Source organism: Pseudoxanthomonas sp. PXM02 (assembly GCF_014851805.1).
Classification (GTDB): Bacteria; Pseudomonadota; Gammaproteobacteria; order Xanthomonadales; family Xanthomonadaceae; genus Pseudoxanthomonas_A.
The window spans coordinates 1,370,038-1,394,574 of record NZ_JACVAK010000001.1 but is presented as its reverse complement, the minus strand read 5'-3'; the positions used below and the strand labels follow the sequence as shown (position 1 = coordinate 1,394,574).

At 68.0% G+C, this 24,537-nt stretch carries 24 protein-coding genes; 14 read left to right on the top strand and 10 right to left on the bottom strand.

The features are described 5' to 3' along the window. Entirely contained in the window at window positions 1–1,176 is a 1,176-nt protein-coding gene (locus tag IB225_RS06760) for a phosphoglycerate kinase (RefSeq protein ID WP_192310416.1), read from the top strand. Further along, window positions 1,173–1,814 (top strand): HAD hydrolase-like protein, encoded by a 642-nt coding sequence (locus IB225_RS06755; RefSeq protein ID WP_192310415.1) that lies wholly within the window; start codon window positions 1,173–1,175, stop codon window positions 1,812–1,814. The genes IB225_RS06760 and IB225_RS06755 overlap by 4 nt, the downstream gene beginning before the upstream one ends. A gap of 16 nt (window positions 1,815–1,830) precedes the next feature. Here IB225_RS06755 and IB225_RS06750 read toward each other — a convergent pair whose 3' ends face one another. Continuing rightward, window positions 1,831–2,016, bottom strand: coding sequence for a hypothetical protein (locus tag IB225_RS06750; RefSeq protein ID WP_192310414.1), 186 nt, complete (start codon window positions 2,014–2,016; stop codon window positions 1,831–1,833). A gap of 74 nt (window positions 2,017–2,090) precedes the next feature. On the opposite strand from IB225_RS06750, the gene pyk reads away from it, so the two are divergent. From pyk to IB225_RS06720, 6 genes are all read left to right on the top strand, one after another. After that, window positions 2,091–3,560 (top strand): pyruvate kinase, encoded by a 1,470-nt coding sequence (gene pyk / locus IB225_RS06745; protein WP_192310413.1) that lies wholly within the window; start codon window positions 2,091–2,093, stop codon window positions 3,558–3,560. Between the two features lie 137 nt (window positions 3,561–3,697). Next, window positions 3,698–4,702: a class I fructose-bisphosphate aldolase gene (locus tag IB225_RS06740; RefSeq protein ID WP_192310412.1), complete on the top strand. Its 1,005-nt coding sequence runs from the start codon at window positions 3,698–3,700 to the stop codon at window positions 4,700–4,702. A 226-nt stretch (window positions 4,703–4,928) separates the two neighbouring features. Then, window positions 4,929–5,402, top strand: coding sequence for a MarR family transcriptional regulator (locus IB225_RS06735; protein WP_192310411.1), 474 nt, complete (start codon window positions 4,929–4,931; stop codon window positions 5,400–5,402). An 8-nt stretch (window positions 5,403–5,410) separates the two neighbouring features. Then, entirely contained in the window at window positions 5,411–6,502 is a 1,092-nt protein-coding gene (locus IB225_RS06730) for an HlyD family secretion protein (RefSeq protein ID WP_192310410.1), read from the top strand. Between the two features lie 140 nt (window positions 6,503–6,642). Next, window positions 6,643–8,199: an MDR family MFS transporter gene (locus tag IB225_RS06725; RefSeq protein WP_192310409.1), complete on the top strand. Its 1,557-nt coding sequence runs from the start codon at window positions 6,643–6,645 to the stop codon at window positions 8,197–8,199. A gap of 1 nt (window position 8,200) precedes the next feature. After that, window positions 8,201–8,587, top strand: a complete 387-nt coding sequence (locus IB225_RS06720; RefSeq protein WP_192310408.1) for a VOC family protein — start codon at window positions 8,201–8,203, stop codon at window positions 8,585–8,587. Window positions 8,588–8,615: 28 nt separating this feature from the next. Here IB225_RS06720 and IB225_RS06715 read toward each other — a convergent pair whose 3' ends face one another. Then, window positions 8,616–9,401 carry a helix-turn-helix transcriptional regulator gene (locus IB225_RS06715; RefSeq protein ID WP_192310407.1) on the bottom strand — a complete coding sequence of 262 codons (786 nt, stop codon included), beginning with the start codon at window positions 9,399–9,401 and terminating at the stop codon, window positions 8,616–8,618. A 115-nt stretch (window positions 9,402–9,516) separates the two neighbouring features. On the opposite strand from IB225_RS06715, the gene IB225_RS06710 reads away from it, so the two are divergent. Further along, complete coding sequence (locus IB225_RS06710; protein WP_192310406.1) at window positions 9,517–9,987, top strand: DUF6265 family protein; 471 nt, start codon at window positions 9,517–9,519, stop codon at window positions 9,985–9,987. Window positions 9,988–9,991: 4 nt separating this feature from the next. Here IB225_RS06710 and cysK read toward each other — a convergent pair whose 3' ends face one another. Together cysK and cysG are read right to left on the bottom strand one after the other, a co-directional pair. Beyond that, complete coding sequence (gene cysK, locus IB225_RS06705; RefSeq protein WP_192310405.1) at window positions 9,992–10,966, bottom strand: cysteine synthase A; 975 nt, start codon at window positions 10,964–10,966, stop codon at window positions 9,992–9,994. 23 nt (window positions 10,967–10,989) lie between these two features. Beyond that, window positions 10,990–12,444 (bottom strand): siroheme synthase CysG, encoded by a 1,455-nt coding sequence (cysG, locus tag IB225_RS06700; RefSeq protein WP_345776576.1) that lies wholly within the window; start codon window positions 12,442–12,444, stop codon window positions 10,990–10,992. Window positions 12,445–12,617: 173 nt separating this feature from the next. Between cysG and IB225_RS06695 the strand changes: the two genes are divergently transcribed. The 3 genes from IB225_RS06695 (at window position 12,618) to IB225_RS06685 (ending at window position 14,408) form a co-directional block, all read left to right on the top strand. Further along, the gene (locus tag IB225_RS06695; RefSeq protein ID WP_162336798.1) at window positions 12,618–13,601 is read left to right on the top strand and encodes a LysR family transcriptional regulator; all 984 of its coding nucleotides are present in this window, start codon (window positions 12,618–12,620) and stop codon (window positions 13,599–13,601) included. Between the two features lie 79 nt (window positions 13,602–13,680). After that, entirely contained in the window at window positions 13,681–14,028 is a 348-nt protein-coding gene (locus IB225_RS06690) for a hypothetical protein (RefSeq protein WP_192310404.1), read from the top strand. Beyond that, on the top strand, window positions 14,025–14,408 hold the full coding sequence (locus tag IB225_RS06685) for a DUF2809 domain-containing protein (protein WP_345776575.1): 384 nt from the start codon (window positions 14,025–14,027) through the stop codon (window positions 14,406–14,408). The genes IB225_RS06690 and IB225_RS06685 overlap by 4 nt, the downstream gene beginning before the upstream one ends. Window positions 14,409–14,412: 4 nt before the next feature. Here the strand turns inward: IB225_RS06685 and IB225_RS06680 are convergent, their stop codons facing one another. The 6 genes from IB225_RS06680 to IB225_RS06655 form a co-directional block, all read right to left on the bottom strand. Then, window positions 14,413–14,781 (bottom strand): hypothetical protein, encoded by a 369-nt coding sequence (locus tag IB225_RS06680; RefSeq protein WP_192310402.1) that lies wholly within the window; start codon window positions 14,779–14,781, stop codon window positions 14,413–14,415. Window positions 14,782–14,893: 112 nt separating this feature from the next. Continuing rightward, window positions 14,894–15,664, bottom strand: coding sequence for a LytTR family DNA-binding domain-containing protein (locus tag IB225_RS06675; protein WP_192310401.1), 771 nt, complete (start codon window positions 15,662–15,664; stop codon window positions 14,894–14,896). Then, entirely contained in the window at window positions 15,661–16,923 is a 1,263-nt protein-coding gene (locus IB225_RS06670; protein ID WP_192310873.1) for a histidine kinase, read from the bottom strand. Before IB225_RS06670 ends, IB225_RS06675 begins: the two co-directional genes overlap by 4 nt. A 146-nt stretch (window positions 16,924–17,069) precedes the next feature. Beyond that, on the bottom strand, window positions 17,070–17,783 hold the full coding sequence (locus IB225_RS06665) for a phosphoadenylyl-sulfate reductase (protein WP_192310400.1): 714 nt from the start codon (window positions 17,781–17,783) through the stop codon (window positions 17,070–17,072). Further along, window positions 17,780–19,483 carry an assimilatory sulfite reductase (NADPH) hemoprotein subunit gene (cysI, locus tag IB225_RS06660; protein WP_192310399.1) on the bottom strand — a complete coding sequence of 568 codons (1,704 nt, stop codon included), beginning with the start codon at window positions 19,481–19,483 and terminating at the stop codon, window positions 17,780–17,782. The genes IB225_RS06665 and cysI overlap by 4 nt, the downstream gene beginning before the upstream one ends. A 95-nt stretch (window positions 19,484–19,578) precedes the next feature. Beyond that, complete coding sequence (locus IB225_RS06655; RefSeq protein ID WP_192310398.1) at window positions 19,579–21,447, bottom strand: assimilatory sulfite reductase (NADPH) flavoprotein subunit; 1,869 nt, start codon at window positions 21,445–21,447, stop codon at window positions 19,579–19,581. A 203-nt stretch (window positions 21,448–21,650) separates the two neighbouring features. On the opposite strand from IB225_RS06655, the gene cysD reads away from it, so the two are divergent. Both cysD and cysN read left to right on the top strand, forming a co-directional pair. Next, window positions 21,651–22,562: a sulfate adenylyltransferase subunit CysD gene (gene cysD, locus IB225_RS06650; protein ID WP_192310397.1), complete on the top strand. Its 912-nt coding sequence runs from the start codon at window positions 21,651–21,653 to the stop codon at window positions 22,560–22,562. Next, complete coding sequence (cysN, locus tag IB225_RS06645; RefSeq protein WP_192310396.1) at window positions 22,562–24,436, top strand: sulfate adenylyltransferase subunit CysN; 1,875 nt, start codon at window positions 22,562–22,564, stop codon at window positions 24,434–24,436. Before cysD ends, cysN begins: the two co-directional genes overlap by 1 nt. The last annotated feature ends 101 nt before the right edge of the window (window positions 24,437–24,537 follow it).

Sequence of the window (24,537 nt, the reverse complement as noted above, 5' to 3'; positions counted from 1 at the left end):
ATGCCCATCGTCCGCATGACCGACCTCGACCTCGCCGGCAAGCGCGTGCTGATCCGCCAGGATCTGAACGTGCCGATCGACGCGGGCCGCATCACCTCCGAGCAGCGCATCACCGCATCCCTGCCGACGCTGAAGCTGGCGCTGCAGAAGGGCGCGGCGGTGATGGTTACGTCGCACCTGGGTCGTCCGAAGGAAGGCGTGTGGAGCGAGGCCGATTCGCTGGCGCCGGTCGCCGCGCGCCTGTCCGAGCTGCTCGGCGTGGACGTGCCCCTGGTGAAGGACTGGGTCGATGGTGTCGACGTCGCACCGGGCCAGATAGTGCTGCTCGAGAATTGCCGCATGAACGTCGGTGAGGGCAAGGACGACGAAACGCTGTCGAAGAAGTACGCCGCGCTGTGCGACGTGTTCGTCATGGATGCGTTCGGTACCGCGCATCGCGCGCAGGCCTCCACGCACGGCGTGATCCGCTTTGCGCCGGTCGCCGCAGGCGGCCCGCTGCTGATGGCGGAACTGGATGCGCTGGACAAGGCGCTGGCCAACCCGGCGCGCCCGCTGCTCGCCATCGTGGCCGGCAGCAAGGTCTCGACCAAGCTGGAACTGCTGACCAGCCTGGTTGGCAAGGTGGACCAGCTGATCGTCGGTGGCGGCATCGCCAACACGTTCATCGCCGCCGAGGGCCATGCCGTCGGCAAGTCGCTGTACGAAGCCGACCTGATCGATACCGCGAAGAAGATCGACGCCGATGCGAAGGCGCGTGGCGCCGAGATCCCGCTGCCGACCGATGTCGTGGTCGCCACGGCGTTCGCGGCCGACGCGCCCGCAACGGTGAAGAACGTCGACGCCGTCGCGGCCGACGACCTGATCCTCGATATCGGCCCGCAGACGGCGCAGCGCTACGCCGAACTGATCAAGTCCGCCGGCACGGTGGTGTGGAACGGCCCCGTGGGCGTGTTCGAGTTCGATGCCTTCGGCAAGGGCACCGAGACGCTGGCGCGCGCGATCGCGCAGTCGAAGGCCTTCTCGATCGCCGGTGGCGGCGACACGCTGGCGGCCGTGGACAAGTACGGCATTGCCGACGACGTCAGCTACATCTCGACGGGCGGTGGCGCGTTCCTGGAGTTCCTGGAAGGCAAGACGCTGCCGGCCGTCGCCGCGCTGCAAGCGCGCGCCGCGTGAGTCGCGACACGCTGTTCTTCGATCTCGACGGCACGCTGATCGATTCGGCCGTCGGCATCACCCGATGCATCACGCATGCGCTGACGCAGTTGGAGCATCCGGTGCCGACGGAGGCCGAGCTGCGTGGGTGGATCGGTCCGTCGCTGCGGACCAGCTTCATGCCGCTGCTCGGCGATCCGGCGAAGGTGGAGGCCGCGGTCGAGCTCTACCTCGAACGCTTCGAGTCGCATGGCTGGCTGGAGCACCAGGTCTACGCCGGTATCGGTGATGCCATCGAGGCGCTGCACGCGGACGGACACCGGCTTGCGGTGGTCACCGCGAAGAATGAGCCGCATGCGCGCAAGATCCTCGCGCACCTGCCCTTCGGCCATCGCTTCGAGGACATCATCGGCGCGACGGCCGATGGTCGGCTGAGCCACAAGAAGGATCTGATCGGCGAAGCACTGCGCCGCCTGTCGCTGACGCCGGACACTTGCTGGATGATCGGCGACCGCCACATGGACATCGACGGCGCGCGCCACCATGGCATGCGTAACGTCGGCGTGCTGTGGGGATTCGGTGGCGAGCAGGAGCTGCGCGACGCGGGCGCGACCCGGCTCGCGGGAACACCGGACCAATTACGGCCACTGTTTTCCTGAAAGAGCGAACGCGCGATCAAACGCGCGTTTCATCGCCGCGTTTTTTGCGCACTCGGGTGTGCGTGCGCAGCATCCGACGCTCGTGCAGAGACCAAAAAAATACCAGTCCGGCGAAGTCGGCAACTCGCGCGAAAGTGCTTGAAAACAGCGCTTTCAGCGCATCGTTTATGTGCGCATCGTTGCTGTCCCGGGACAGCTTCATGACCTGAAGATTGTCGGTCGCAACGGCCCCGTTTCGCTGTGGTAGCGTTTGCGCGCTCACAGGGAATCCGCACCATGACCGAACGCCAGCGCCGCACCAAGATCCTCGCCACCCTCGGACCGGCGACCGACCCGCCCGGCGTGCTGGAGGACCTGTTCCGCGCCGGCGTCAACGTGGTGCGCCTGAACTTCTCGCACGGCGATCCGTCCGGTCAGGCCAAGCGCGCCGCCGCAGTCCGTCTTGCGGCGCAGCGTGTCGGTGCGGAAGTCGGCATCCTGGCCGACCTGCCGGGCCCGAAGATCCGCGTCGAGCGTTTTGCGGAAGGCAAGGTGGTACTGAGGACGGGCAACCGTTTCGATCTGGTAGCCAATCCCGATGCACCTCCCGGTGATGCATCGCAGGTGGGCGTCAGCTACCTCGGCCTGCCCGGCGATGTGGAAGCGGGCGATGTCCTGTTGCTCGACGATGGCCTGATGCAGCTGAAGGTCGTGTCGGTCGAGGGTGAGCGCATCGTCTGCACCGTGCTCAACGATGGCGTGCTGTCGGATCGCAAGGGCCTGAACAAGCAGGGCGGCGGCCTGTCGCTCGGCGCGCTGACCGAGCGCGACCGCGAGCTGATCGCCTATGTGGCCGAGAACATCGGCGTGGATTTCATCGCCGTGTCGTTCTGCCGCAATGCCGACGACATGAACGAGGCGCGCCGCATCGCACGCGAGCACGGTTGCGATGCCGCACTGGTGTCGAAGATCGAGCGCACCGAAGCGATCGAGAACCTGGCCGAGATCGTCGATGCCAGTGATGTGGTGATGGTCGCGCGTGGCGACCTGGGCGTGGAGATCGGCGATGCCGAGCTGCCCGGCCTGCAGAAGAAGATCATCAAGGAGTCGCTGGCACGCAACAAGGTGGTGATCACCGCCACCCAGATGCTGCAGTCGATGGTGGACAGCCCGATTCCCACGCGCGCCGAGGTGCTCGACGTCGCCAACGCCGTCATCGACGGCACCGACGCGGTGATGCTGTCGGCGGAAACCGCCGCTGGCAGCTATCCGATCCGTGCGGTGGAAGCGATGGCGCGCATCTGCCTCGGCGCCGAGAAACAGTTCGAGATGGACACCGATTTCGAGAAGGCGCCGCGCAACCTCGAGTTCGTGGACCAGGCCATCGCGATGGCGACGATGTTCCTGTCCGAACACATCGGCGTGCGGGCGATCGTCGCGATGACCGAATCCGGTGGCACGGCTCGCTTCCTGTCGCGCTTCCGTTCCAGCGCGCCGATCTACGCGTTCTCGCGCCATGACGGTGCACGCCGCAAGATGGCGATGATCCGCGACGTGTTCCCGATCGCGTTCGACAGCCGTGGCCTGGCGCCGCGCGAGGCCGCCCGCGATGCGATGCGCGTGCTGCACGATCGCGAACTGCTGGCCGAAGGCGATCGCGTGATCTTCACCAGCGGCGACCACATGGAGAAGCACGGCGCCACCAACACGCTGCGTCTGCTGCAGATGGGCGAGCGCGGCAAGGCCGAGGGGCTGGGCGAGCTGTAACCGGTTTCCTGGCCAAGCGCCACCGCCCGAAGCTTCTGGATCCGGGCGCGTTGCGGCGCGCTCATCACCGCGATCACCCGCTGTCGGCGGGGCGCGGTCTATAATTGGTCTCTTTTCCGCCCCGCCACAGGAACCCCATGAGCATCGAACAGCTTGCCGAAACCGCCCAGGCCATGGTGGCCGCGGGCAAGGGCATCATCGCGATCGACGAGTCCACCACCACCATCGCCAAGCGGTTCCAGGGCGTGGGCATCGAGAACACGGAAGAGAACCGTCGCGCCTACCGCGAGCTGCTGCTCACCACGCCGAAGCTGTCGGACTATATCTCCGGCGCCATCCTGTTCGACGAAACCCTGCGCCAGTCCACCAAGGACGGCGTGCCGTTCGCCAAGTACATGGCCGACCACGGCATCATCCCCGGCATCAAGGTCGACAAGGGCACGCACGCCCTGGCCGGCTGCCCGGGTGAAGTGGTCACCGAAGGCCTCGACGGCCTGCGCGACCGCCTCAAGGAGTACTACAAGCTGGGTGCGCGCTTCGCCAAGTGGCGTGCGGTCATCACCATCGGCGAAGACATCCCCTCCGGCACCTGCATCGAAGCCAATGCGCACGCGTTGGCCCGCTATGCCGCGCTGTGCCAGGAATGCGGCCTGGTGCCGATGGTGGAGCCGGAAGTGCTGATGGACGGCGACCACAACATCGAAGTCTGCTACGAAGTGACCGAAGCCGTGCTGCGCTCGCTGTTCGGCGCGCTGTACGAGCAGAACGTGCTGCTGGAAGGCACCATCCTGAAGGCCTCGATGGTCATCGCCGGCAAGGACTGCGAAGAACAGGCCGATGTCGACGAAGTGGCCGAGTCCACCGTGATGTGCCTGAAGAGCACGGTGCCGGCGATCCTGCCGGGCGTGGTGTTCCTGTCCGGCGGCCAGACCGACGAGCAGTCCACTGCCCACCTCAACGCGATGAACCAGCTCGGCAACCTGCCGTGGCCGCTGAGCTTCTCGTACGGCCGTGCCATGCAGTCCGCCGCGCTGAAGCTGTGGTCGCAGGACCTGACCGGCAACTTCGCCAAGGCCCAGGCCGTGGTGTACGAGCGCGCCAAGGAAAACGGCATGGCCGCGCTGGGCAAGTGGGAGGGCTGAGCCTCCGCGCCCCCGCGAAGTGATTCCGACGCCGGCCTCGTGCCGGCGTCGTCGTTTCCGGCGCCGGGAGGCCTAGGGTCCCAGCTGTCTTCGGCGCCCGGACAGCCATCCCTGTTCAGGAATCGCCCAGAACTCCCTTGAATAACAGGATCTTGGATCGCCCCAAGGCTGAATGGGGTTTCTCGCCATGAACATTATTGCTTAAGCAGCTATATCATAGGCACCCATGAAGACACCTGCCGGCCAAAGCACCATCGGATACCTCATCGCGGACCTGAGCCGGTTGTTCGGCCGCGTGTTCGATCGCCGCGCTGCCCACCTGGGCCTGACCCGTGTGCAGTGGCGCGCGCTCAAGCGCATCCATGCGAGCGAGGGCATCACCCAGTCCGAACTGGCCGACCTGCTCGACATGGAACCGATCGCCGTCGGTCGCGTCATCGACCGGTTGCAGAAGGCGGGCTTCGTCGAGCGCCGCAGCGACCCGGATGACCGTCGCGTGTGGCGCCTGCACCTGCTGCCGCAATCCGACGCGGTGATGCACGACATCGAGGCCGTCGCCACGTCCGTCCGCGAAGACTGCCTGGCCGGCATCGATCCCGGCGAACTGGCGACGGCGCTGAAGGTGCTCGGCCAGATCCGCGAAAACCTCTCCCTGCTCGACCGCGCCAGCCGCGGCGATTCCTCTCTCCGCAAGAGCTGATACCCACCATGACCAGCAAGATCAACGAGGCCGCCGAGAATGCGGCCAAGACTCCCGCTCCCAAGCGTCGCCGTGTGCCGGTGTGGCTGTGGATCGCCGGCCCGCTCGCCGTCGCCGGCTTCTTCGGCTGGGAGTACGTCGCCTCCGGCCGCGAAGTCAGCACCGACAACGCCTACATCAAGGCCGAGCGCATCCTGATCGCGCCGCAGGTCGGCGGTCGCGTGGTCGAAGTCGCCGTGCAGCAGAACCAGCCGGTGAAGAAGGGCGACCTGCTGTTCCGCATCGACGCCGATCCGCTGACCATCGCGGTGACCCAGAACGAAGCGCTGGTTGCGCGTATGGCCAATTCGGCCAGCGCCAGTCGCGCCAAGGTGGTCGGCACCGGCACCTCGATCCAGGCCTCGCGCGAAACACTGACGTGGGCGCAGCGCGACCTGCAGCGCATGCAGCAGCTCGCCAGCCAGCAGCTGGTCTCGCGCAAGATGCTGGACGACGCGCGCCATGCCGTCGCCGAAGCGCGCACCGACCTGGCCGATGCGATCGCATCGCAGTCCGAAGCCACCGCTTCGCTCAGCGGCAGCCCCGGCACGCCGACGCAGGACCTGCCGGAATACCGTGCCGCGATGGCGATGCTGGCCAAGGCCAAGCTCGACCTGGCGCATGCCGAAGTCCGCGCGCCGGTCGACGGCATCGTCGGCCTGCACGACCTGCAGGTGGGCGAGTACATCAATGTCGGCCAGACCGCGATGCCGCTGGTGGCGACTTCGCCGATCTGGGTGGAAGCGAACTTCAAGGAAACCGAGCTGACCAAGATGCAGGTCGGCCAGGCGGCGACCATCGAAGTCGATTCCTATCCCGGCGTGAAGTGGAAGGCGCATGTCGCCTCCATCGCGCCCGCCTCCGGCGCCGAGTTCAGCGTGCTGCCGCCGCAGAACGCCACCGGCAACTGGGTGAAGATCGTGCAGCGCATTCCGGTGCGCCTTGAGATCGACAGCGCCGCGGCCGACGCACCACAGCTCCGCGCCGGCATGAGCGCCGACGTGCACGTCGAACTGCGCGACGGCGGCACCGCCTCCAGCCGTGCGACTGCCGCGCGCTGAGGTCCTGTTTCCATGTCATCCCGGGCGTGCGCGGATGCGGGCGAGGGCACTGTGGTGGGGCCCGGCCCCGCTGACGCCGCGCCCCGGGTGACCTCTGGATCGCCGTGCATCGTGCGCGTCGATCCCTTCCGGAATTCCCCATGAGCACAACCACCGTTCCCGCTGCCCCCGCGCAGGAAGACACCGGCAAGCGCACGCTGCTGGTCGGCTCGGTGATGCTGGCCACGCTGATGCAGGCGCTGGACACCACCATCGCCAACGTCGCGCTGCCCGACATGCAGGGCTCGCTGTCGGCCACCCAGGACCAGGTGTCGTGGGTGCTGACCAGCTACATCGTCGCCGCCGCGATCCTGACGCCGGTCACCGGCTGGCTCGCCGGCCGTCTCGGCCGTCGCCGCCTGCTGATCATCGCGGTCAGCGGTTTCACCGTTGCCTCGCTGCTGTGCGGCATCGCCAGCGGCATCGGCGAAATGGTGGCGTTCCGCATCCTGCAGGGCGTGTTCGGCGCCTCGCTGGTGCCGATCTCGCAGTCGCTGCTGCTGGATGCGTTCCCGAAAGAGAAGCATGGCGCCGCCATGGCGATGTGGGGCATGGGCATCATGGTCGGGCCGATTCTCGGCCCGCCGCTGGGCGGCTTCCTGACCCAGAACTACAGCTGGCACTGGGTGTTCCTGATCAACCTGCCGATCGGCATCCTCGCCTTGCTAGGCATCATGGCCAGCGTCAAGAAGGACGTGCCGCACGAACGTCCGCTCGATGGCATCGGTCTCGGCCTGCTGGCGTTGGGCATCGGTGCGCTGCAGCTGTTCCTCGACCGCGGGCAGAGCGAGGACTGGTTCGGCAGCGTGGAGATCCAGATCGAAGCCGCGCTCGCCTTCCTCGCGCTGTACATGTACGGCTTGTGGTGGTGGCGCAAGCGCGACCACGCGCTGCTCGATCTCGGTTTGTTGAAGAACGCCAACTTCGCTGTCGGCTGCGCGCTGATCTTCGTCGTCGGCATCGTGCTGTTCGCCACGCTGGCGCTGCTGCCGCCGTACCTCAGCACGTTGATGAACTATCCGGTGCTGACCATCGGCCTGGTGCTGGCACCGCGTGGTGTCGGCACGATGTTCAGCATGATGATCGTCGGTCGCCTGTTGGGCCGCATCGACGCACGCTGGCCGATCCTGGTCGGCATGGGCCTGATGGTGGTGTCGCTGCACGGCATGACCCAGTTCGGTCCGAACGCATCGATGGAGTCCATCGTCTGGCTGGGCGTGGTGCAGGGCATGGGTCTCGGCCTGGTGTTCGTGCCGATCTCCACCGTCGCCTACGCGACGCTGGAGCCGCATCAGCGCACGGAGGCCGCCGGCCTCTTCAGTCTGGTGCGCAATATCGGTTCGTCGGTCGGCATCTCGGTGGTGATGACGATGCTGTCGCGGGCGATGCAGGTGAACCATGCCGAGATCGGCGCGCGCATTCCGGCGTTCGGCGCGGAGACGACGCTGCTGCCGGCGGCGATGGATCCGTCCACCGCCACTGGCCTGGCGCTGCTCAATGCCGAGGTCAACCGGCAGGCGGCGGCGATCGGCTACCTCAACGACTTCAAGCTGATGATGCTGCTGACACTGGTGTCGATGCCGCTGGTGCTGCTGATGCGCGGCGGCAAGGCGCCGTCCGGTGGCAATGCCGGCGCGGACGCCGCTGCGGCGCACTGACATGCGCCTCGCCGGCCTGCACCACGTCGCGATCATCGCGTCCGACTATGCGCGGTCGAAGCGCTTCTACACCGAGTTGCTCGGATTGCGCGTGGTCGCCGAACACTTTCGGGCCGAGCGCGATTCATGGAAGCTCGACCTTGCGCTGCCCGATGGCACGCAGGTCGAACTGTTCTCCTTCCCGTCGCCGCCACCGCGCGTCTCGCGACCGGAAGCCTGTGGCCTGCGCCATCTGGCGTTGCGGGTGACGGATCTCGATGAGGCCGTCGCCCATCTCAATGCCCACGGTGTGGCTACCGAGCCGGTGCGTGTAGACGAGTACACCGGCCGCCGCTTTACCTTCTTCGCTGATCCTGACGACCTGCCGCTGGAGCTCTACGAGGCGTAGGGCGATCTGTCGAGCGTGGCGCTTCGCCTCACGGCATGCCCGTATCGCCATGCAGGGTGGCATCGATCAGCTCACGCGGACGGACGCCCGCAAGCGCGACCAGTTCGCGTGTCAGATGGGCTTGATCGGCATAACCCAACGCGTGCGCCACTTCGGCGGCCGATGCATGGGGTTGCGACAGCCGTTGCAGACTGTGTTGCATGCGCCGTATCCGAAGATAGGTCTTCACGCCCAGGCCGGTGCCGTGGAGGAACCGGCGTTCCAGCGTTCGACTGGAGACGCCTAGCTGGCGCGACAGTTCCGCTACGCGCTGGCTTGGCGCGGACTCGGTGCGTTGCAGGGCTTCCTGTACCAGCGGATCGAAGCCAAGGGCATCGCGGGCCAACGTGCGAAGCACTGCGAGGATGGCGGAGTACGCGGTAGCGATCGAGGCATGCGCATCCCCCGCTCGACGGTGGCGTAGGCGGCGATCGAGCTGCGCAAGTTCCAGTGGCTGCGCCAGCAGCGCCGATCCGCCTACGCGCAACAAGGGCGCCACGGCGTGGGGATGGAAGCGCACGGCCAGCAGTGTCATTCGCCGGTCGGCATGCAGGTGCAGCGGACCGTTCAACTGCCCGAACAGGAACTCGCGGGGCTGCCGGACCCAGTGTTCACCGCGGGCCATCGATGGCGGCTCGCCGACATGCACGATCCATTCGCAGCACCCGTCCGGTGCGATGGGCGGATCAGGCTGTGTGTCTCTCTCGCCGTGCAACGTCCAGATGCAGCGCACCCAGGGTCGCAGATCGGCCGGCGTATCGAGCAAGGCGAACATGGCGCGGAACTCTGCGCCGGTTGTCGCAAATCTTCAAGACGATGCCCTGGCGTCGCGCCATCCTGTACAAGGACGGTCGACCGGCCGTCGAATCCACATGTCGAGGAGGCACCCCGTGGCACGAGGATGGAAAGCGAGCGGTATCGCGTTGGCGGCTCTGGCCCTGTCATCACCGGTGCAGGCATCGGAACTGGACTGGCTGGCCGGCCACTGGTGCGGCCAGCAGGGCAAGACCTTCAGCGAGGAAACCTGGATGGTGCCGCGCGGTGGCCTGCTGGTCGGCATGCATCGCGATACGCGCGACGGCAAGGCGGCCGGGTTCGAGTTCATGCGCATTGCGCAACAGGACGGACGCTGGGTGTTGCTCGCGCAGCCAGGTGGGGCGGCAGTCACGGCATTCGTGGCGGAACGCGTGGAAACGGATCGCATCGTGTTCGCGAATCCCGCACACGATTTTCCGAAGCGGGTGATCTATTCGCGGCCTGATGCCGACACGCTCAAGGCACGCATCGACGATGGCCAGGACGGCGGCCAGGCGATGGAATGGACATGGCGGCGCGATTGCGTCGCGCCGCCGTCCAGTTGATCGGTTACGGCAGCGTGGCGTCGCCGAGCGAGGCCAGCCACTCGTCGTCCGAGCCTTCGTTGACACCTTCGAACAGCGGCGTGGAGAAGTAGCGCTCGCCGGTGTCCGGCAGCACGGCCAGCAGCACGTCGCCCGGCTTGGCCTTCTGCGCAACCTGAAGCGCAGCAGCAACGGTGGCGCCGGCGGAGATGCCGACGAAGATGCCTTCTTCCGCGGCCAGCCGGCGCGAGGTGGCGATGGCGTCCACGTCGGTGATCGACAGGATCTCGTCGGCCACTTCGCGGTTCAGCACCTCCGGCACGAAGTCCGGCGTCCAGCCCTGGATCTTGTGCGGCTGCCATTCCTTGCCCTGCAGCAGCGATGCGCCAGCCGGCTCGGACGCGGTGATGCGCACTTCAGGGCGAGCGACCTTCAGCACTTCGCCCACGCCGGTCAGCGTGCCGCCCGTGCCCCAGCCGGTGACGAAGTGGTCGAGGCGTTGGCCGGCGAAATCGCGCAGGATTTCCGCGGCCGTCGTCTGCCGGTGATACGCGGGGTTGGCGGGATTGGCGAACTGGCGGGCGAGGAACCAACCGTGCTTCTTCGCCAGTTCTTCCGCGCGACGCACCATGCCGCTGCCGCGCTCGGCGGCGGGGGTCAGGATGACCTTGGCGCCGTAAGCGCGCATCAGCTTGCGGCGTTCGATCGAGAAGGTTTCCACCATCGTCGCGACGAACTTGTAGCCGCGCGCGGCGGCCACCATCGCCAGCGCCACGCCGGTGTTGCCCGACGTCGCCTCGACGATCGTGTCGCCGGGCTTCAGCAGGCCCTTGGCTTCGGCGTCGAGGATGATCGCCAGCGCCAGGCGATCCTTCACCGAACCGCCCGGATTGAACGATTCGACCTTGGCGTACAGCGTGACGTGCTCGGGCGCGACGCGGTGCAGCTTGACGACCGGGGTGCGGCCAATGGTGTCGAGGATGCTGTCGTAAACGGCCATGGGATCTCCGTAGGGGCGTGGGCTCAGGCGGCCTGCAGTGTGGGCGCCGGAAGGTTGCGGGAATGTATTGGGTGGATGGCACCGACCGGTGGCGCGCCGAACCAGTGCAGCGTGCCGGCGAGCGCGGTGACCTCGCCGAGGATCAGCAGGGCAGGCGAACGCACCTGATGGAAACGCGCGGTTTCCGGCAGATCGGCCAGCGTACCGGTCACCACGCGCTGGTCGCGGCGGGAACCGTTCTCGACCAGCGCGAACGGCGTGGACGCGGCGCGACCGTGGGCGACCAGCCGGTCGCGCAGGCCTTCCAGTCCGGCCACCCCCATGTAGACGGCCAGCGTCTGCCGCTCCTGCGCAAGCGCCTGCCAGTCGAGCGTGTCAAACGAATCCTTGCAGTGCGCCGTCACCAGCCGCACCGCCTGCGCGTGGTCACGATGCGTCAACGGAATGCCGGCATAGGCAGCGCACGCGACGGCGGCGGTGATGCCGGGCACCACCTCATAGGGAATGCCGTGCGCGCGCAGATACTCCAGTTCCTCGCCTCCACGCCCGAACACGAACGGATCGCCCCCCTTCAGGCGCACGACGCGCTTGCCGACGCTCGCGTGCTCCCGCATCAACGCGTGGATGTCTTCCTGCCGCGTGCTGTGTCCGGTGGCCGACTTGCCGACTTCGATGTAGGTCGCATCGCGACGGCCGAGACGCAGCACGTCCTCGCTGACCAGGCGGTCGTGCAGGATCACGTCGGCTTCGTTCATCGCGCGCAGCGCGTTGAGCGTCAGCAGGCCGGCATCGCCCGGGCCGGCACCGACCACCGCGACGCTGCCGCTGCGCGTGGGTGCGGCGTGTTCGTCCAGCATCGCCTGGAAATGCTGCTCGGCCTGCGTGTGCAACCGCTGCCGGTACAGGCGCGGCAGCGGCCCGGCCAGCAGCTTCTCGAAGAAGCGACGTCGCTCTGCAGGTTGCGGGAAGCGCTTGCGGATGCGCGTGCGCTGGCGCGTGAACAGGTCGGCCAACGACGCCCACGAATCATCGAGCAGGGTTTCGAGCTGGCGGCGCAGATGACGCGCGAGCATCGGTGCGCCACCGCCGCTGGAGATGGCGACCTGCAGCGGACCGCGTTCGACGATGGCGGGCACCTGGAAGGAAGAGAGTTCGCCGTCATCGACGACGTTGGCGAAGACATGGCGCGCTTCGGCGACGGCAGCGACCGCGCGGTTGACCTCGGCGTCGTCGGTCGCGGCGACCACCAGCCACGCGCCCGACAGCCAGTGCGCATCGAACCGCCCGGCGATCCACTCGATCCGGCCTTCCTGCTGCCAGGCTTGCAGGCGCGGAGTCAGGTCGGGCGCGCCGACGCGGGGGCGGGCGCCGGCATGCAGCAGGGCCTGCGTCTTCCGCTCCGCGATCGGACCGCCACCGACAACCAGGACCCGGCGGCCTTGCAGGTCGGCGAACAGGGGAAACAGCGGAGCGCTCACGGGCGTCGGAGAATGGCGGCTGGGCTGCTGACCGTACTGGCCCCTCATGGTGGTCGGAAATGACATCCCACCAAAACCATATGCCTTGCAGTTATAAGCAGGCCCGGCTACGGTCCCGGCAAATCCTCTACAGTCCAAGGCCCCCTCCCGGTGGGCCCCACGCCCGCACGCCGATGACGCTGACCCAACTCCGCTATCTGGTGGCGATCGCCGATGCCGACCTGAACATCACGCTGGCGGCCGCGCGTGTTCACGCCACCCAGCCGGGCCTGTCCAAGCAGCTCAAGCAGCTGGAAGACGAACTCGGCTTCCTGCTGTTCGTGCGCAAGGGCCGCAGCCTGGAGAGCGTGACCCCGGCCGGGCAGGAAGTGATCGACCGCGCGCGACTGGTGCTGGCCGAGGCCAACAACATCCGCACCTACGCCGCCAACCAGCGCCGCGAGAGCCAGGGCCAGCTGGTGCTGGTCACCACGCACACGCAGGCGCGCTTCGTGCTGCCGCCGGCCATCGCGCAGATCAAACGCGACTTCCCGCAGGTCAGCGTGCACCTGCAGCAGGCGCCGGAAAGCCAGGCGCTGGACCTGCTGACGCAGGGCGACGCCGACATGGCCGTCGTCAGCACGGCCGGCGACCAGCCGCAGGCCGGCATCGCCGTGCCGCTCTATCGCTGGCGGAGGTTGGTGCTGGTGCCGCGCGGGCATGCGCTGGAGCAACTGGGCCGCGTGCCCGGCATGGCCGATCTGGCCGACCAGCCGCTGATCAGCTACGAGTCGTCGACGCGCCCGGGTTCGTCCCTGCAGCGTGCCTTCGCCAAGGTCGGGCTGGAACCGAACATCGCGCTGACCGCGCTGGATGCCGACCTCATCAAGACCTACGTGCGCGCCGGCCTCGGCGTGGGATTGCTGGCCGAGATGGCGGTGAATGCCACCGACACCGACCTGCGTGCCTGGCCGGCGCCGCCGGAAGTGAAGGAATGCATCGCGTGGGCGGTGCTGCCGCGCGAACGCGTCCTGCGCGACTACGCGCTGGACCTGGTGCGCGCGCTGGCGCCGCAGATCGACCGTCGCGACCTGCGCCGGGTGATCGACGGCAACCAGGATCCGGACTGGCCGGAGCCGCCCACCTGGCAGTCGCTGACCCAGACGATCACCAGCTGAGGGTTCCCCCCGGCCGTGTGATTGACGTGGCGTGCCTGCGGGAGCGAGTCTGCGCGTCATCGCCCTCACGCTGCTTCCGATGAACCGCATCTCCCGGATGGTTACCCGCATGTACGCCCCGGCCGTGGTGCTCGCGGTCGGCGGATTCGCCACGGCGGAAGTGGTGACGCGCACCGAACGCGCATTCGGCGATCTCACGCCGCAGCGGCTGGCCTCGCTCTCGTTCCTGCTCGCGATCCTGCTGGGCACGGCGTGGGCGCTGCATTCCAGTTGGCGGCTCTACCGCTGGGCGCGCGGCCGCGAACTGCGCTGCGCCTGCGGCGGCATGATGTCGCGTGTCCGCTACAACCGGCAGCGGCAGAAATACCGCAAATGCCTGGCGTGTGGCGGCAAGAGCCTCGAGGGCGCGCATTGCGGCAGCGCGTGAGGTGGCGCTTCCACCCGGTCGCCGCCGGGTGGGCGCTGGGTCTGTTCGTGTTGCTCGTCCTGTTGGCCACCGTGGGCGCGGGCCTGGGCTGGGTGCGCAGTTTCGTCGGCGACGTCTTCGCCGTCGTCTGGGTGCATTGCGTGCTCGCCAGCCTCGTGTGGATGCGCCCGACGCGACGGCCGCTGATCGCCCTAGCGGTCGGCCTCATGGTCGAAGCGGCGCAGTACGTCAGCCAGCAGGCCGGCTGGCAGGTTTCGTCTCCGGTATTGCGCATCGTGCTGGGCAGCACACCGGACCTGCTGGACGTCGTCGCCTACGTGATCGGCTTCGTGCTGGCCTGCCTGCTGGAGCGACGCATGGACGACGCGCCGGCAGGGTGATCGCTCACGAAGGGCAACGCTCGCCGACCGCCTGCTGCGCCACGCATTCGCGATAGCCGTCGGGCAGGCCGCGGATCTCGTGCGTCCTGCCGGGCGCCAGTACGAAGTCCTCCAGCGTCGTGCGCGCACAGGCCAACGGCTGCTCGCCCGGTGCGGGTGCCGCCGGACAGTTCTCGGTGTAGACGCGGTAGTGGCACTGGCCGCTCTCGCTGGCGTAGCACTCGAACCGCGCGACGCCTTCCTTCAGCGTGCTCTTGCTGAAAAGCGTGTCCACGCCGTTCGCCGTGCTGTGGTGGATGGTGGTGACGCTGGGTTTGTCATCGCATCCTGCCAGGGCCAGCAGGCAGGACATCAGGGACGTGATGATGCGCATGGCGTTTTCCTTGGTGTTCCGTTGGGCAATGACATGCCCTCCACGACGCGGGTGCGTCGTGCCGGCGATGCCACGTTGGATGCCGCGCATGGCGGCGGGGTTTAAAGCGGCGCTACATGTTGCGGAACAGCGTCATGAAGGGCTGGCTGACGGTCAGCACTTCCGGTCGCGTCTTCAGCTTCAACCGGCCGCGGCCGGGGTCGTCGCGACTGACCGAGGCGACCGCCTTCATGTTGACGATGGTGGAGCGGTGGATCTGCTTGAACGTATGCGTGTCCAGCGAATCGAGCAGCTCGCGCAGCGGCGTGCGCAGCAGCGACTCGCCTTCGGCGGTCACCACGGTGGTGTACTTGTTGTCGGCCTGGAAGTAGGCCACGTCGTCCACCATGATCAGCTTGGTGTCCTTGCCCACGCTGGCGGTGATCCACACCAGCGGTGGCTTGGATGACGCGACCTGACGGGCCGACAGATGGCGCAGCAACGCGTCCAGCGTGGCGCCGTCCGGATGGCCCGCCGCCGCTCGCGCCTGGATGCGCTGCACGGTGCCGAGCAGGCGTTCGCGCGTGATCGGCTTCAGCAGGTAGTCGATCGCGCCCTGTTCGAACGCGTCGATCGCGTACTGGTCGTAAGCGGTGACGAACACCACCTGCGTGCGCGGGCTCGCGTCGGCCAGGCCGCGCGCGACCTCGATGCCGGTCAGGCCTGGCATGCGGATGTCGAGGAACACCACGTCCGGCTGCAGTTCGGCGATCGACTCCAGCGCGCTGGCGCCGTCCTCGCACTCGGCCACGATATCCAGCTGCGGCCAGGCTTCTTTCAACAGCGAGGACAGCGCGGTGCGCAGCAGTTCCTCGTCTTCGGCGATCACGCCACGGAAGTTCATGCCGCACCTGCCTTGCCGGCCAGCGGCAGCGTCAGCGTGGCGGCGACGCCACTGGGGAAGTTGGACACGATGGCGAACGAGGCCTCGCCACCGAAGGTCAGGCGCAGGCGTTCGCGCAGGTTCTTCAGGCCGATGCCGGTGCCGGTGCTCTGGCCGCCGAAGCCCTGGCCATCGTCGGCAACGGTCAGCGTCGCATGGTCGTCGAGCTGGCGCGCCAGGATCCAGACGGTGCCGCCGCCGGTCTTCGGCTCCAGCCCGTGCTTGATCGCGTTCTCGACCAGCGTCTGCAGCATCATCGACGGCATCGGCACGGGCTTCAGCGACTCGGGTACTTCCACCTGCATCGACAGGCGATTGCCCATGCGGATCTTCAGGATCTCGAGATAGGCCAGCGTGCGCTCCAGTTCCTCGCCCAGCGTCGACAGGCTGTCGTCGGTGCGCGGCAGCGAGCTGCGCAGGTAGTGGATCAGGTGGCCCAGCATCACGTCGGCGCGCGGCGGATCGGTGCGCGTCAGCACCTGCGCGCTGGCCAGCGTGTTGTAGAGGAAGTGCGGCTCCACCTGCGCGTTGAGCAGGTTCAGGCGCGCCACCGTCAGCTCCTTCTCGCTGACGGTCTTCACGACATCGGCCTGCTCCTGCCGGCGCTGGTCGGCGACGCGGCGGGTGATGGCGCGGGTGACGGCTTCGGCGTTCTCGACGTTGACGCCGTCATCCAGCACGAACAGGTCCAGCCACGCGCTCGCATCCGGGCCGACCATCAAGGTGATGCTGCTGGTGCCGTTGCCCGGCGTGACGGTGGCCTGCACCAGGTCACGCTTCACCGCGAACCGCGACATGATGTTGAAGCGCGAGGGCTGGCCGGGACCATCGAAGGTGTCGACGCGGCGCACCTTGACCCGCACCTGCAGGCTGTCGGCGGCGCTTTCGGCCTCCTCGGCGCGGGGCAGCTCACGCAGCGCGCCTTCGATCAGCGCGAACGCGGCGGCGGTGTCCAGCGGTACCTCGATCTGCCGACGCTGGCGGCTCGACAGCGTGGCGCTGTCCAGCCGGCCGGTCATCAGCCAGACGCGACGCAGGTGGCTGATGGTGCCGATCAGCACCGATGCCATCACCAGCGTCATCGCCAGGTTGAACAGCCAGCTGGCGCCGCCGGCCATCATCGTCCGCTCGAAGATGCCGTTCCACACCAGCCCCGCAATGAGGACCGCGCCAAACCAGGCGGCGAGGATGCGGATGATCAGGAGCAGGCTGGGGAACACGTCGGGCACCACGGCTTCGGGAGTGCCGTGGAGGATAGCCCGCCGTTCCGGAGAGGGAAGGGGGAGCGCGACGGACCTGATGATTCGGCGACGAAACCGGGGAGGATGGGCGCGAACGGATCAGCCCGGGACCCCGAAAGCGGGCCTCAGACGTCCAGGTGGATGCCGCACTCGCGCTTCAGGCCGTAGAAGCGCGTGTCTTCCTCGCGCATGCCGGGTTCCCAGCGGCGCGTGGTGTGGAAGTCGCCGATCGACACGTAGCCCTGTTCCCACAGCGGGTGGTAGGGCAGGTCGTGCTGCTTCATGTACTGCCAGACGTCGCGGTCGGTCCAGTCGACGATCGGGTTGATCTTCCAGCGCTCTTCGCGCTGCTGCAGTACCGACGCATTGGCGCGGCTGGTGGCCTGGCTGCGGCGCAGGCCGGTGAACCAGGTGCCGGTGCCGAGTTCTTTCAGCGCGCGCTTCATCGGCTCGACCTTGCGCAGGCTGTTGTACTGCTCGATGCCGACCAGCCCCTGTTCCCACAAGCGGCCGTGGCGCGCTTCCATCCACGCGCGGCTGACCAGCGGGCGGAACACCTGCAGGTTGAGCTGCAGGCGCTCGACCAGTTCGTCGGCGAAGCGGTAGGTCTCGGGGAACAGGTAGCCGGTGTCGATCAGCACCACCGGGATGTCCGGCTTCTGGCGGGTCACCATGTGCAGCAGCACGGCGGCTTGAGCACCGAAGCTGGACGACATCGCCGCTTCCGCGGGTCCGTGCTTGAGCGCCCACGCGACGCGCTGCTCGGCCGTCTGCGTTTCCAGCCACGCGTTGTGCTCGGCGATCTGGTCGGTATCCAGGGAAAGGGCGAGGGCGCTCATGCGTGCAGTTCCAGTGCGATCTGTCGGTGTGTGGGATAGGCGGGCAGGGCGACCGTGCCGCTGCGGTGCAGGAAGTCGCCGAAGCCTTCGCCGTCGTCGCGTTCGCCGGCGTAGCGGGCGAACAGGCCGTCGAGCGTGTCGAGGATGGCGGCCTCGTCGATGTTTTCGCGGTACAGCGTGTTGAGGCGCTGGCCGCGGGCGTCGCCGCCGAGCATCAGGTTGTAGCGGCCGGGGGCCTTGCCGACCAGGGCGATCTCCGCAAGGTACGGGCGCGAGCAGCCATTCGGGCAACCGGAGATGCGCAGCACGATCGGCGTCTCGCGCAGGCCGTGCTTCTCGAGCAGCGGCTGCAGGCGATCGGTGAAGTCGGGCAGGTAGCGCTCCGCTTCGGCCATCGCCAGGCCGCAGGTCGGCAGCGCCACGCAGGCGACGGCCGCGCGCTGCAGGGCCGTGCCCAGGCGTTGGCCCGCGTCCAGTCCGTGCGTCTTCGCCAGCGCGTCGATGCGCTCGCGCTCGCTGGCGGGCACGCCGGCGATGACGAGGTTCTGGTTCGCCGTCATGCGGAACTCGCCGCAGTGCACGTTGGCGATCTCGCGCAGGCCGGTCAGGTGCGTGGCGTGTGCGGTGTCGGCGATGCGGCCGGCATACAGGTGCAGCGTCAGGTGCCAGCGGCCGTCCTCGCCCTCCACCCAGCCGTAGCGGTCGCCGTTGTGTTCGAAGCGGAACGGACGCACCGGCTGCAGCGTCACGCCGCTGCGGCGTTCGATCTCGGCAACGACCGTCTCCAGGCCATGATCGTCGATGGTGTACTTGAAGCGCGCGCGCTTGCGCTGCACGCGGTTGCCGAGGTCGCGCTGGGTGGTGACCACCGCGGTGGCGACGTCCAGCAACTGCTCCGGCGTGATGAAGCCGACCACGTTGCCGACGCGCGGATAGGTTTCGGCATCGCCATGGGTCGCGCCCATGCCGCCGCCGATGACCAGGTTGAAGCCGGCCAGTGCACCGTCTTCCAGCACGGCGATGAAGCCGAGGTCGTTGGCGAACACGTCCACGTCGTTGACCGGCGGCACCGCGAAGCCGACCTTGAACTTGCGCGGCAGGTAGGTGGCGCCGTAGATCGGCTCTTCTTCCTCACCGCTGCCGGCGACGCGCTCCTCGTCCAGCCAGATCTCGTAGTAGGCGCGGGTGTTGGGCAGCAGGTGCTCGGACAGCTTCGCTGCCCAGGCCTGCACCTCGGCGTGCGCGCGCGATTCCAGCGGATTGGCGGCGACCAGCACGTTGCGATTGACGTCGCCGCAGGCCGCCAGCGTGTCGATCAGCGCGGCGTTGATGGCCTGCATCGTCGCCTTCAGTTCGCGCTTGATCACGCCGTGGTACTGGAAGGCCTGGCGCGTGGTGATGCGCAGCGAGTGGTTGGCGTACTGCGTGGCGATGGCGTCCAGCTTCAGCCACTGCTCCGGCGTGACCACGCCACCCGGCGTGCGCGTGCGGATCATGAACTGGTAGGCCGGCTCCAGCTTCTGCCGGCGACGCTCGTCGCGCAGGTCGCGGTCGTCCTGCTGGTAGCTGCCGTGATACTTGATCAGGGTCTGGTCCGACTCGCGCAGCGCACCGGTAACCGGATCGGCGAGGCTGTCCAGCAGGCTGCCGCGCAGGCGGTTGCTCTCGGATTTGATGTCTTCGACGGAATGGCTGCTCATGATCTGATCTTCGGTGTGGGAGCGACGTCAGTCGCGATGGCTTCGTCCGGCGTCCTGGGATCGCGACTTACGTCGCTCCCACAACCGCGCGGGACTCAATACACGTCGCGGCTATAGCGTCCCTCCGTCTGCAGCTGCACCAGGTACTCGCGTGCCGATTCCTCATCCAGTCCACCGTGCTCGGCCACGATGGCCTGCAGCGCGGCGTGCACGTCCTTGCCCATGGCGATGGCGCCGCACACGTACAGGTGCGCGCCGCTCTGCAGCCAGTCGTAGACGTCGCGACCGCGCTCGCGCAGGCGGTCCTGCACGTAGATCTTGCGGGCCTGGTCGCGCGAGAACGCCAGGTCCAGGCGGTGCAGTTCGCCGCTGCGCAGCGCGTCCTGCCATTCGCTCTGGTAGAAGAAGCCGTGGTTGAAGTGCTGCGCGCCGAAGAACAGCCAGTTGCGGCCCCTCGCGCCGGTCTCGGCGCGTTCCTGCACGAAGCCGCGGAACGGCGCGACGCCGGTGCCCGGACCGATCATCAGGATGTCGCGGCTGCCGTCGGCCGGCACGCGGAAGCGCTCGTTGGTTTCGATGTAGACCGGGACCTGGTCGCCTTCCTCGCGCGCGGCGAGGAAGCCGCTGGCCGCGCCGCCGTGCGCGTGGCCGAAGGCGTCGTAACCCAGCACGTCGACGGTCAGGTGGGCTTCGTCGCCGACGCGCTTGCGGCTGGAGGCGATCGAGTACAGGCGCGGCGCCAGCGGGCGCAGGGCGGCCACCAGTTCCTGCGCCGACCAGCCGGCCGGCCAGCGGCGCAGCACGTCGATCAGCTGGTGCGTATTGAACAGCTGCGCCAGCGTCGCGTTCTGCGCGGGCGCGAGCAACGTATTGAGTTCATCGGCCTGCGCATGGGCGGCGTGGGTGGCGAGGAACGGGCGCGACAGGCGCGTCAGTTCGCGACGCGCGGCCAGCCACTCGCGCAACGGCAGCGTGTCGCCGCTGTCGCTGACCGGCGTGTTGCCGTCGAGCCGCAGCGCGTCGAGCACGCCGTCGACCAGCGCGGCGGGATTGCGGTGGCGCACGCCCAGCGCATCGCCGGGCTCGTAGTGCAGGCCGCTGCCCTCCAGCGACAGCTCGAGATGGCGCACATCCTTGTCGGCGACGCCATGCTGGCCGAAGCGCGGACCCTTGAAGTCGCGCCCGCTGATGCGCTGGTTGGCCAGCAGCTCGGCGGGGAAGGGGTGCTCATGCGACCACGCGGCGGCATGGCCGGGGCGCAGCGGGGTGACCGTGGCCAGCGGCGTCGCGGCAGCGGCCGGCGCCTTCAGCAGGTCGCGGGCGTGCGTCAGGGCCTGCTCGCGCCACGGGGTGGCGACGGTATCGATGTCCAGGTCGGCCAGGCCGGGGGCGAACAGCCGGCTGCCGCCCAGTTCAGCCAAACGGGCATCCAGCCGGGTGGCGATGCCGCAGAAGTCGGCGTAGCTGGAGTCGCCCAGGCCGAGCACGGCGTACTTCAGCTCCGGCAGCTTCGGCGCGCGCTTGCCGCGCAGGAATTCCACCAGGCCGATGCTGTCGTCCGGCGGGTCGCCTTCGCCCTGGGTGCTGATGACGATATAGAGGAGGCGTTCGCCGGCCAGTTCGCGCTGCGGGTAGGCATCGGCCCGCAGCAGGCGGACCGTGAGGCCGGCGGCTTCGGCCTGCTGGGCCAGGGCCTCGGCGGCGCGGCGGGCATTGCCGGTCTGGCTGCCGTAGATGATGGTCAGGCGCTGCGCGGTCTGCGCACCGGCGGCGGGGGCGATCGCCTTCGGCAGCGGTGCGGCGGACGAAGCCTGCGGTGCCAGTTGGGCCTGCGCCAGGCCGGCGGCGTAGCCGGAGACCCACCACAGGCTGGCGCCGTCCAATCCGGCCACCGCCTGGGCCAGCAGCGCCCGCCGTTCCTCCGCAAGGGGGATGGGGGCGAGGACAGGCTGGGTGGCGGACATCGGCATGGCCCGTGGGCGCGACTGGGAGCACCGATGTTAGGAAGGCGTTGCCCCTGCCAGAAAGGACGCATGGTTATGGGCTTATGTCGCCCGCTTATTTCGCCCGCATGAGCGCCCGGCCGAATACTGCGCTGCCTCCCGGACCCTGCGGCGACGCCTGCTAGGCTAGCGCGTCCGGTCCACCGACCCCGCTGCCTGCCTCGATGACCGCCGTACCCCGCCTGTCCCACCTCGACCGCCTGGAAGCGGAAAGCATCCACATCCTCCGGGAGGTCGCCGCCGAATTCCGCAATCCCGTGCTGCTGTACTCGGTGGGCAAGGACAGCTCGGTGCTGCTGCACCTGCTGCTGAAGGCGTTCGCGCCGGCACGGCCGCCGATCCCGCTGCTGCACGTCGACACGCGCTGGAAGTTCCGCGAAATGATCGCCTTCCGCGATCAGCGCGCCGCCGAGACCGGCGTGGACCTGCGCGTGCACATCAACCCCGATGGCATCGCCCGCGACATCGGCCCGATTTCCCACGGCGCCACCGTCCATACCGACGTGATGAAGACCCAGGGCCTGAAGCAGGCGCTGGACCACTACAAGTTCGATGCCGCCATCGGTGGCGCCCGTCGCGACGAAGAAAAGTCGCGCGCCAAGGAGCGCGTGTTCTCGTTCCGCAACGACAAGCACCGCTGGGACCCGAAGAACCAGCGTCCCGAGCTGTGGAACCTCTACAACGCGCGCATCAACACCGGCGAGAGCGTGCGGGTGTTCCCGCTGTCGAACTGGACCGAGCTGGACATCTGGCTCTACATCTTCCGCGAAAACATCCCGGTGGTACCGCTGTACTTCGCCGCCGAGCGGCCGGTGGTCGAGCGCGACGGCGCGCTGCTGATGGTCGACGACGCGCGCCTGCCGCTGCGCGAGGGCGAAGTGCCGCAGCGGCGTCGCGTCCGCTTCCGCACGCTGGGCTGCTATCCGCTGACCGGTGCCATCGACTCCGAGGCCGATTCGCTGGAGAAGATCATCGCCGAGATGCTGGTGACCACCAGTTCCGAGCGCCAGGGCCGCGTGATCGACCACGATCCCGGTGCGTCGATGGAGAAGAAGAAGCTGGAGGGCTATTTCTGATGAACGCCCCTACCGATATCGGCAGCTACCTGAAGCAGCACGAAGCCAAGCCGCTGCTGCGGTTCATCACCTGCGGCAGCGTGGACGATGGCAAGAGCACGCTGATCGGCCGCCTGCTGTACGACAGCAAGCGCCTGTTCGACGACCAGCTGGCCGCACTGGAGAAGGACAGCCGCAAGCACGGCACCCAGGGCGAGCGCATCGATTACGCGCTGCTGCTGGACGGCCTGGCCGCCGAGCGCGAGCAGGGCATTACCATCGATGTGGCGTACCGCTACTTCGACACCGACCAGCGCAAGTTCATCGTCGCCGACTGCCCGGGCCACGAGCAGTACACGCGCAACATGGCCACCGGCGCGTCGACCGCGGACCTCGCGGTCGTGCTGGTGGATGCGCGCAAGGGCCTGCTGACGCAGACGCACCGGCACAGTTACATCGTCTCGCTGCTCGGCATCCGCCACGTGGTGCTGGCGGTCAACAAGATGGACCTGGTCGATTTCGACGAAGCGGTGTTTTCGGGCATCGCCGCCGACTACCGCGCGCTGGCCGAGCGACTCGGCATTGCGGAGGTCACCTGCATTCCGCTGTCCGCGCTGGAAGGCGACAACCTGTCGTCGCGTTCGGCGCGCACGCCGTGGTACGGCGGTCCCGCACTGCTCGAGCATCTGGAGCAGGTACAGGTCGATGCGCAGGAGACGGGCGCCACCCTGCGGTTGCCGGTGCAGTGGGTCAACCGCCCGCACCAGAATTTCCGCGGCTACGCCGGCACCATCGCCGCGGGCGAAGTGAAGGCGGGCGACGAGATCATCGTACTGCCGTCTGCGCGTCGCACACGTGTCGCACAGGTGTTCGGTGCCGATGGCGAAGTGGCCTCGGCGTCCGAGGGCCAGGCGGTGACGCTGACGCTGGCCGACGAGATCGACATCAGCCGCGGCGACGTGATCGCTGCTGGCGGCGACCCGCCGGAAGTGGCAGACCAGTTCGCCGCGCACATCCTGTGGATGTCGGATGCGCCGCTGCTGCCGGGTCGCCCGTACTGGCTGAAGATCGGTGCGCGCACGGTGTCGGCTACGGTCACCGAGATCAAGCACCGCATCGATGTGAACACGCAGGAGCACCTGGCCGCCAAGCGGCTGGCGCTCAACGAGGTGGGCTACGGCAACCTCAGCCTGGACGAGCCGATCGCCTTCGAGGCGTACGCACGCAACCGCGCGCTGGGCGGCTTCATCCTGATCGACCGCTACGACAACAGCACGGCCGGTGCCGGCACGCTGGACTTCGCGCTGCGGCGCGCCGGCAACGTGCACTGGCAGCATGTCGACGTCGACAAGGCTGCGCGTGCACGCCAGAAGGGCCAGGCGCCGAAGGTGCTGTGGTTCACCGGCCTGTCCGGCGCGGGCAAGTCGACGATCGCCAACCTGGTCGACAAGCGCCTGCATGCGCTCGGTTACCACAGCTTCCTGCTGGACGGCGACAACGTGCGCCATGGGCTGAACCGCGATCTCGGCTTCACCGACGAGGATCGCGTGGAGAACATCCGCCGCGTGGCGGAAGTCGCGAAGCTGATGACGGACGCGGGCCTGATCGTGCTGGTCAGTTTCATCTCGCCGTTCCGCGCCGAGCGGCGCATGGCGCGTGAACGTTTCGCCGACGGCGAGTTCATCGAGGTCTTCGTCGACGTGCCGCTGGCGCTGGCGGAGGAGCGGGACGTGAAGGGTCTGTACAAGAAGGCGCGCGCAGGACAAATCCCGAATTTCACCGGCATCGATTCCCCCTATGAGGTGCCCGAGCATCCCGACGTGCACCTGCTGGCGGGTGAGCACGATCCCGAGGCGCTCGCACTCCAGGTACTGGCGAAGTTGGGCCTGGAGTAAGCTCCCGACCGGTCCGCGGAGGCCGGCAAGGGTCATTGGTCATGGTCCGGCGTGTGCACCACACGCCCTTTGGCGCGTTTACGGCACCAACCGCCGCATCC

What these genes read in the sequence shown, in the direction of transcription:
- IB225_RS06760 (WP_192310416.1), top strand. Translation starts at nt 1, where the DNA reads ATGCCCATCGTCCGCATGACCGACCTCGACCTCGCCGGCAAGCGCGTG.
- cysN (WP_192310396.1), top strand. Translation starts at nt 22,562, where the DNA reads ATGAACGCCCCTACCGATATCGGCAGCTACCTGAAGCAGCACGAAGCC.
- IB225_RS06655 (WP_192310398.1), bottom strand. Translation starts at nt 21,447, where the DNA reads ATGTCCGCCACCCAGCCTGTCCTCGCCCCCATCCCCCTTGCGGAGGAA.
- cysI (WP_192310399.1), bottom strand. Translation starts at nt 19,483, where the DNA reads ATGAGCAGCCATTCCGTCGAAGACATCAAATCCGAGAGCAACCGCCTG.
- IB225_RS06695 (WP_162336798.1), top strand. Translation starts at nt 12,618, where the DNA reads ATGACGCTGACCCAACTCCGCTATCTGGTGGCGATCGCCGATGCCGAC.
- IB225_RS06665 (WP_192310400.1), bottom strand. Translation starts at nt 17,783, where the DNA reads ATGAGCGCCCTCGCCCTTTCCCTGGATACCGACCAGATCGCCGAGCAC.
- IB225_RS06730 (WP_192310410.1), top strand. Translation starts at nt 5,411, where the DNA reads ATGACCAGCAAGATCAACGAGGCCGCCGAGAATGCGGCCAAGACTCCC.
- IB225_RS06740 (WP_192310412.1), top strand. Translation starts at nt 3,698, where the DNA reads ATGAGCATCGAACAGCTTGCCGAAACCGCCCAGGCCATGGTGGCCGCG.
- cysD (WP_192310397.1), top strand. Translation starts at nt 21,651, where the DNA reads ATGACCGCCGTACCCCGCCTGTCCCACCTCGACCGCCTGGAAGCGGAA.
- pyk (WP_192310413.1), top strand. Translation starts at nt 2,091, where the DNA reads ATGACCGAACGCCAGCGCCGCACCAAGATCCTCGCCACCCTCGGACCG.
- IB225_RS06715 (WP_192310407.1), bottom strand. Translation starts at nt 9,401, where the DNA reads ATGTTCGCCTTGCTCGATACGCCGGCCGATCTGCGACCCTGGGTGCGC.
- IB225_RS06680 (WP_192310402.1), bottom strand. Translation starts at nt 14,781, where the DNA reads ATGCGCATCATCACGTCCCTGATGTCCTGCCTGCTGGCCCTGGCAGGA.
- cysK (WP_192310405.1), bottom strand. Translation starts at nt 10,966, where the DNA reads ATGGCCGTTTACGACAGCATCCTCGACACCATTGGCCGCACCCCGGTC.
- IB225_RS06725 (WP_192310409.1), top strand. Translation starts at nt 6,643, where the DNA reads ATGAGCACAACCACCGTTCCCGCTGCCCCCGCGCAGGAAGACACCGGC.
- IB225_RS06735 (WP_192310411.1), top strand. Translation starts at nt 4,929, where the DNA reads ATGAAGACACCTGCCGGCCAAAGCACCATCGGATACCTCATCGCGGAC.
- IB225_RS06690 (WP_192310404.1), top strand. Translation starts at nt 13,681, where the DNA reads ATGAACCGCATCTCCCGGATGGTTACCCGCATGTACGCCCCGGCCGTG.
- IB225_RS06750 (WP_192310414.1), bottom strand. Translation starts at nt 2,016, where the DNA reads ATGAAGCTGTCCCGGGACAGCAACGATGCGCACATAAACGATGCGCTG.
- IB225_RS06720 (WP_192310408.1), top strand. Translation starts at nt 8,201, where the DNA reads ATGCGCCTCGCCGGCCTGCACCACGTCGCGATCATCGCGTCCGACTAT.
- IB225_RS06675 (WP_192310401.1), bottom strand. Translation starts at nt 15,664, where the DNA reads ATGAACTTCCGTGGCGTGATCGCCGAAGACGAGGAACTGCTGCGCACC.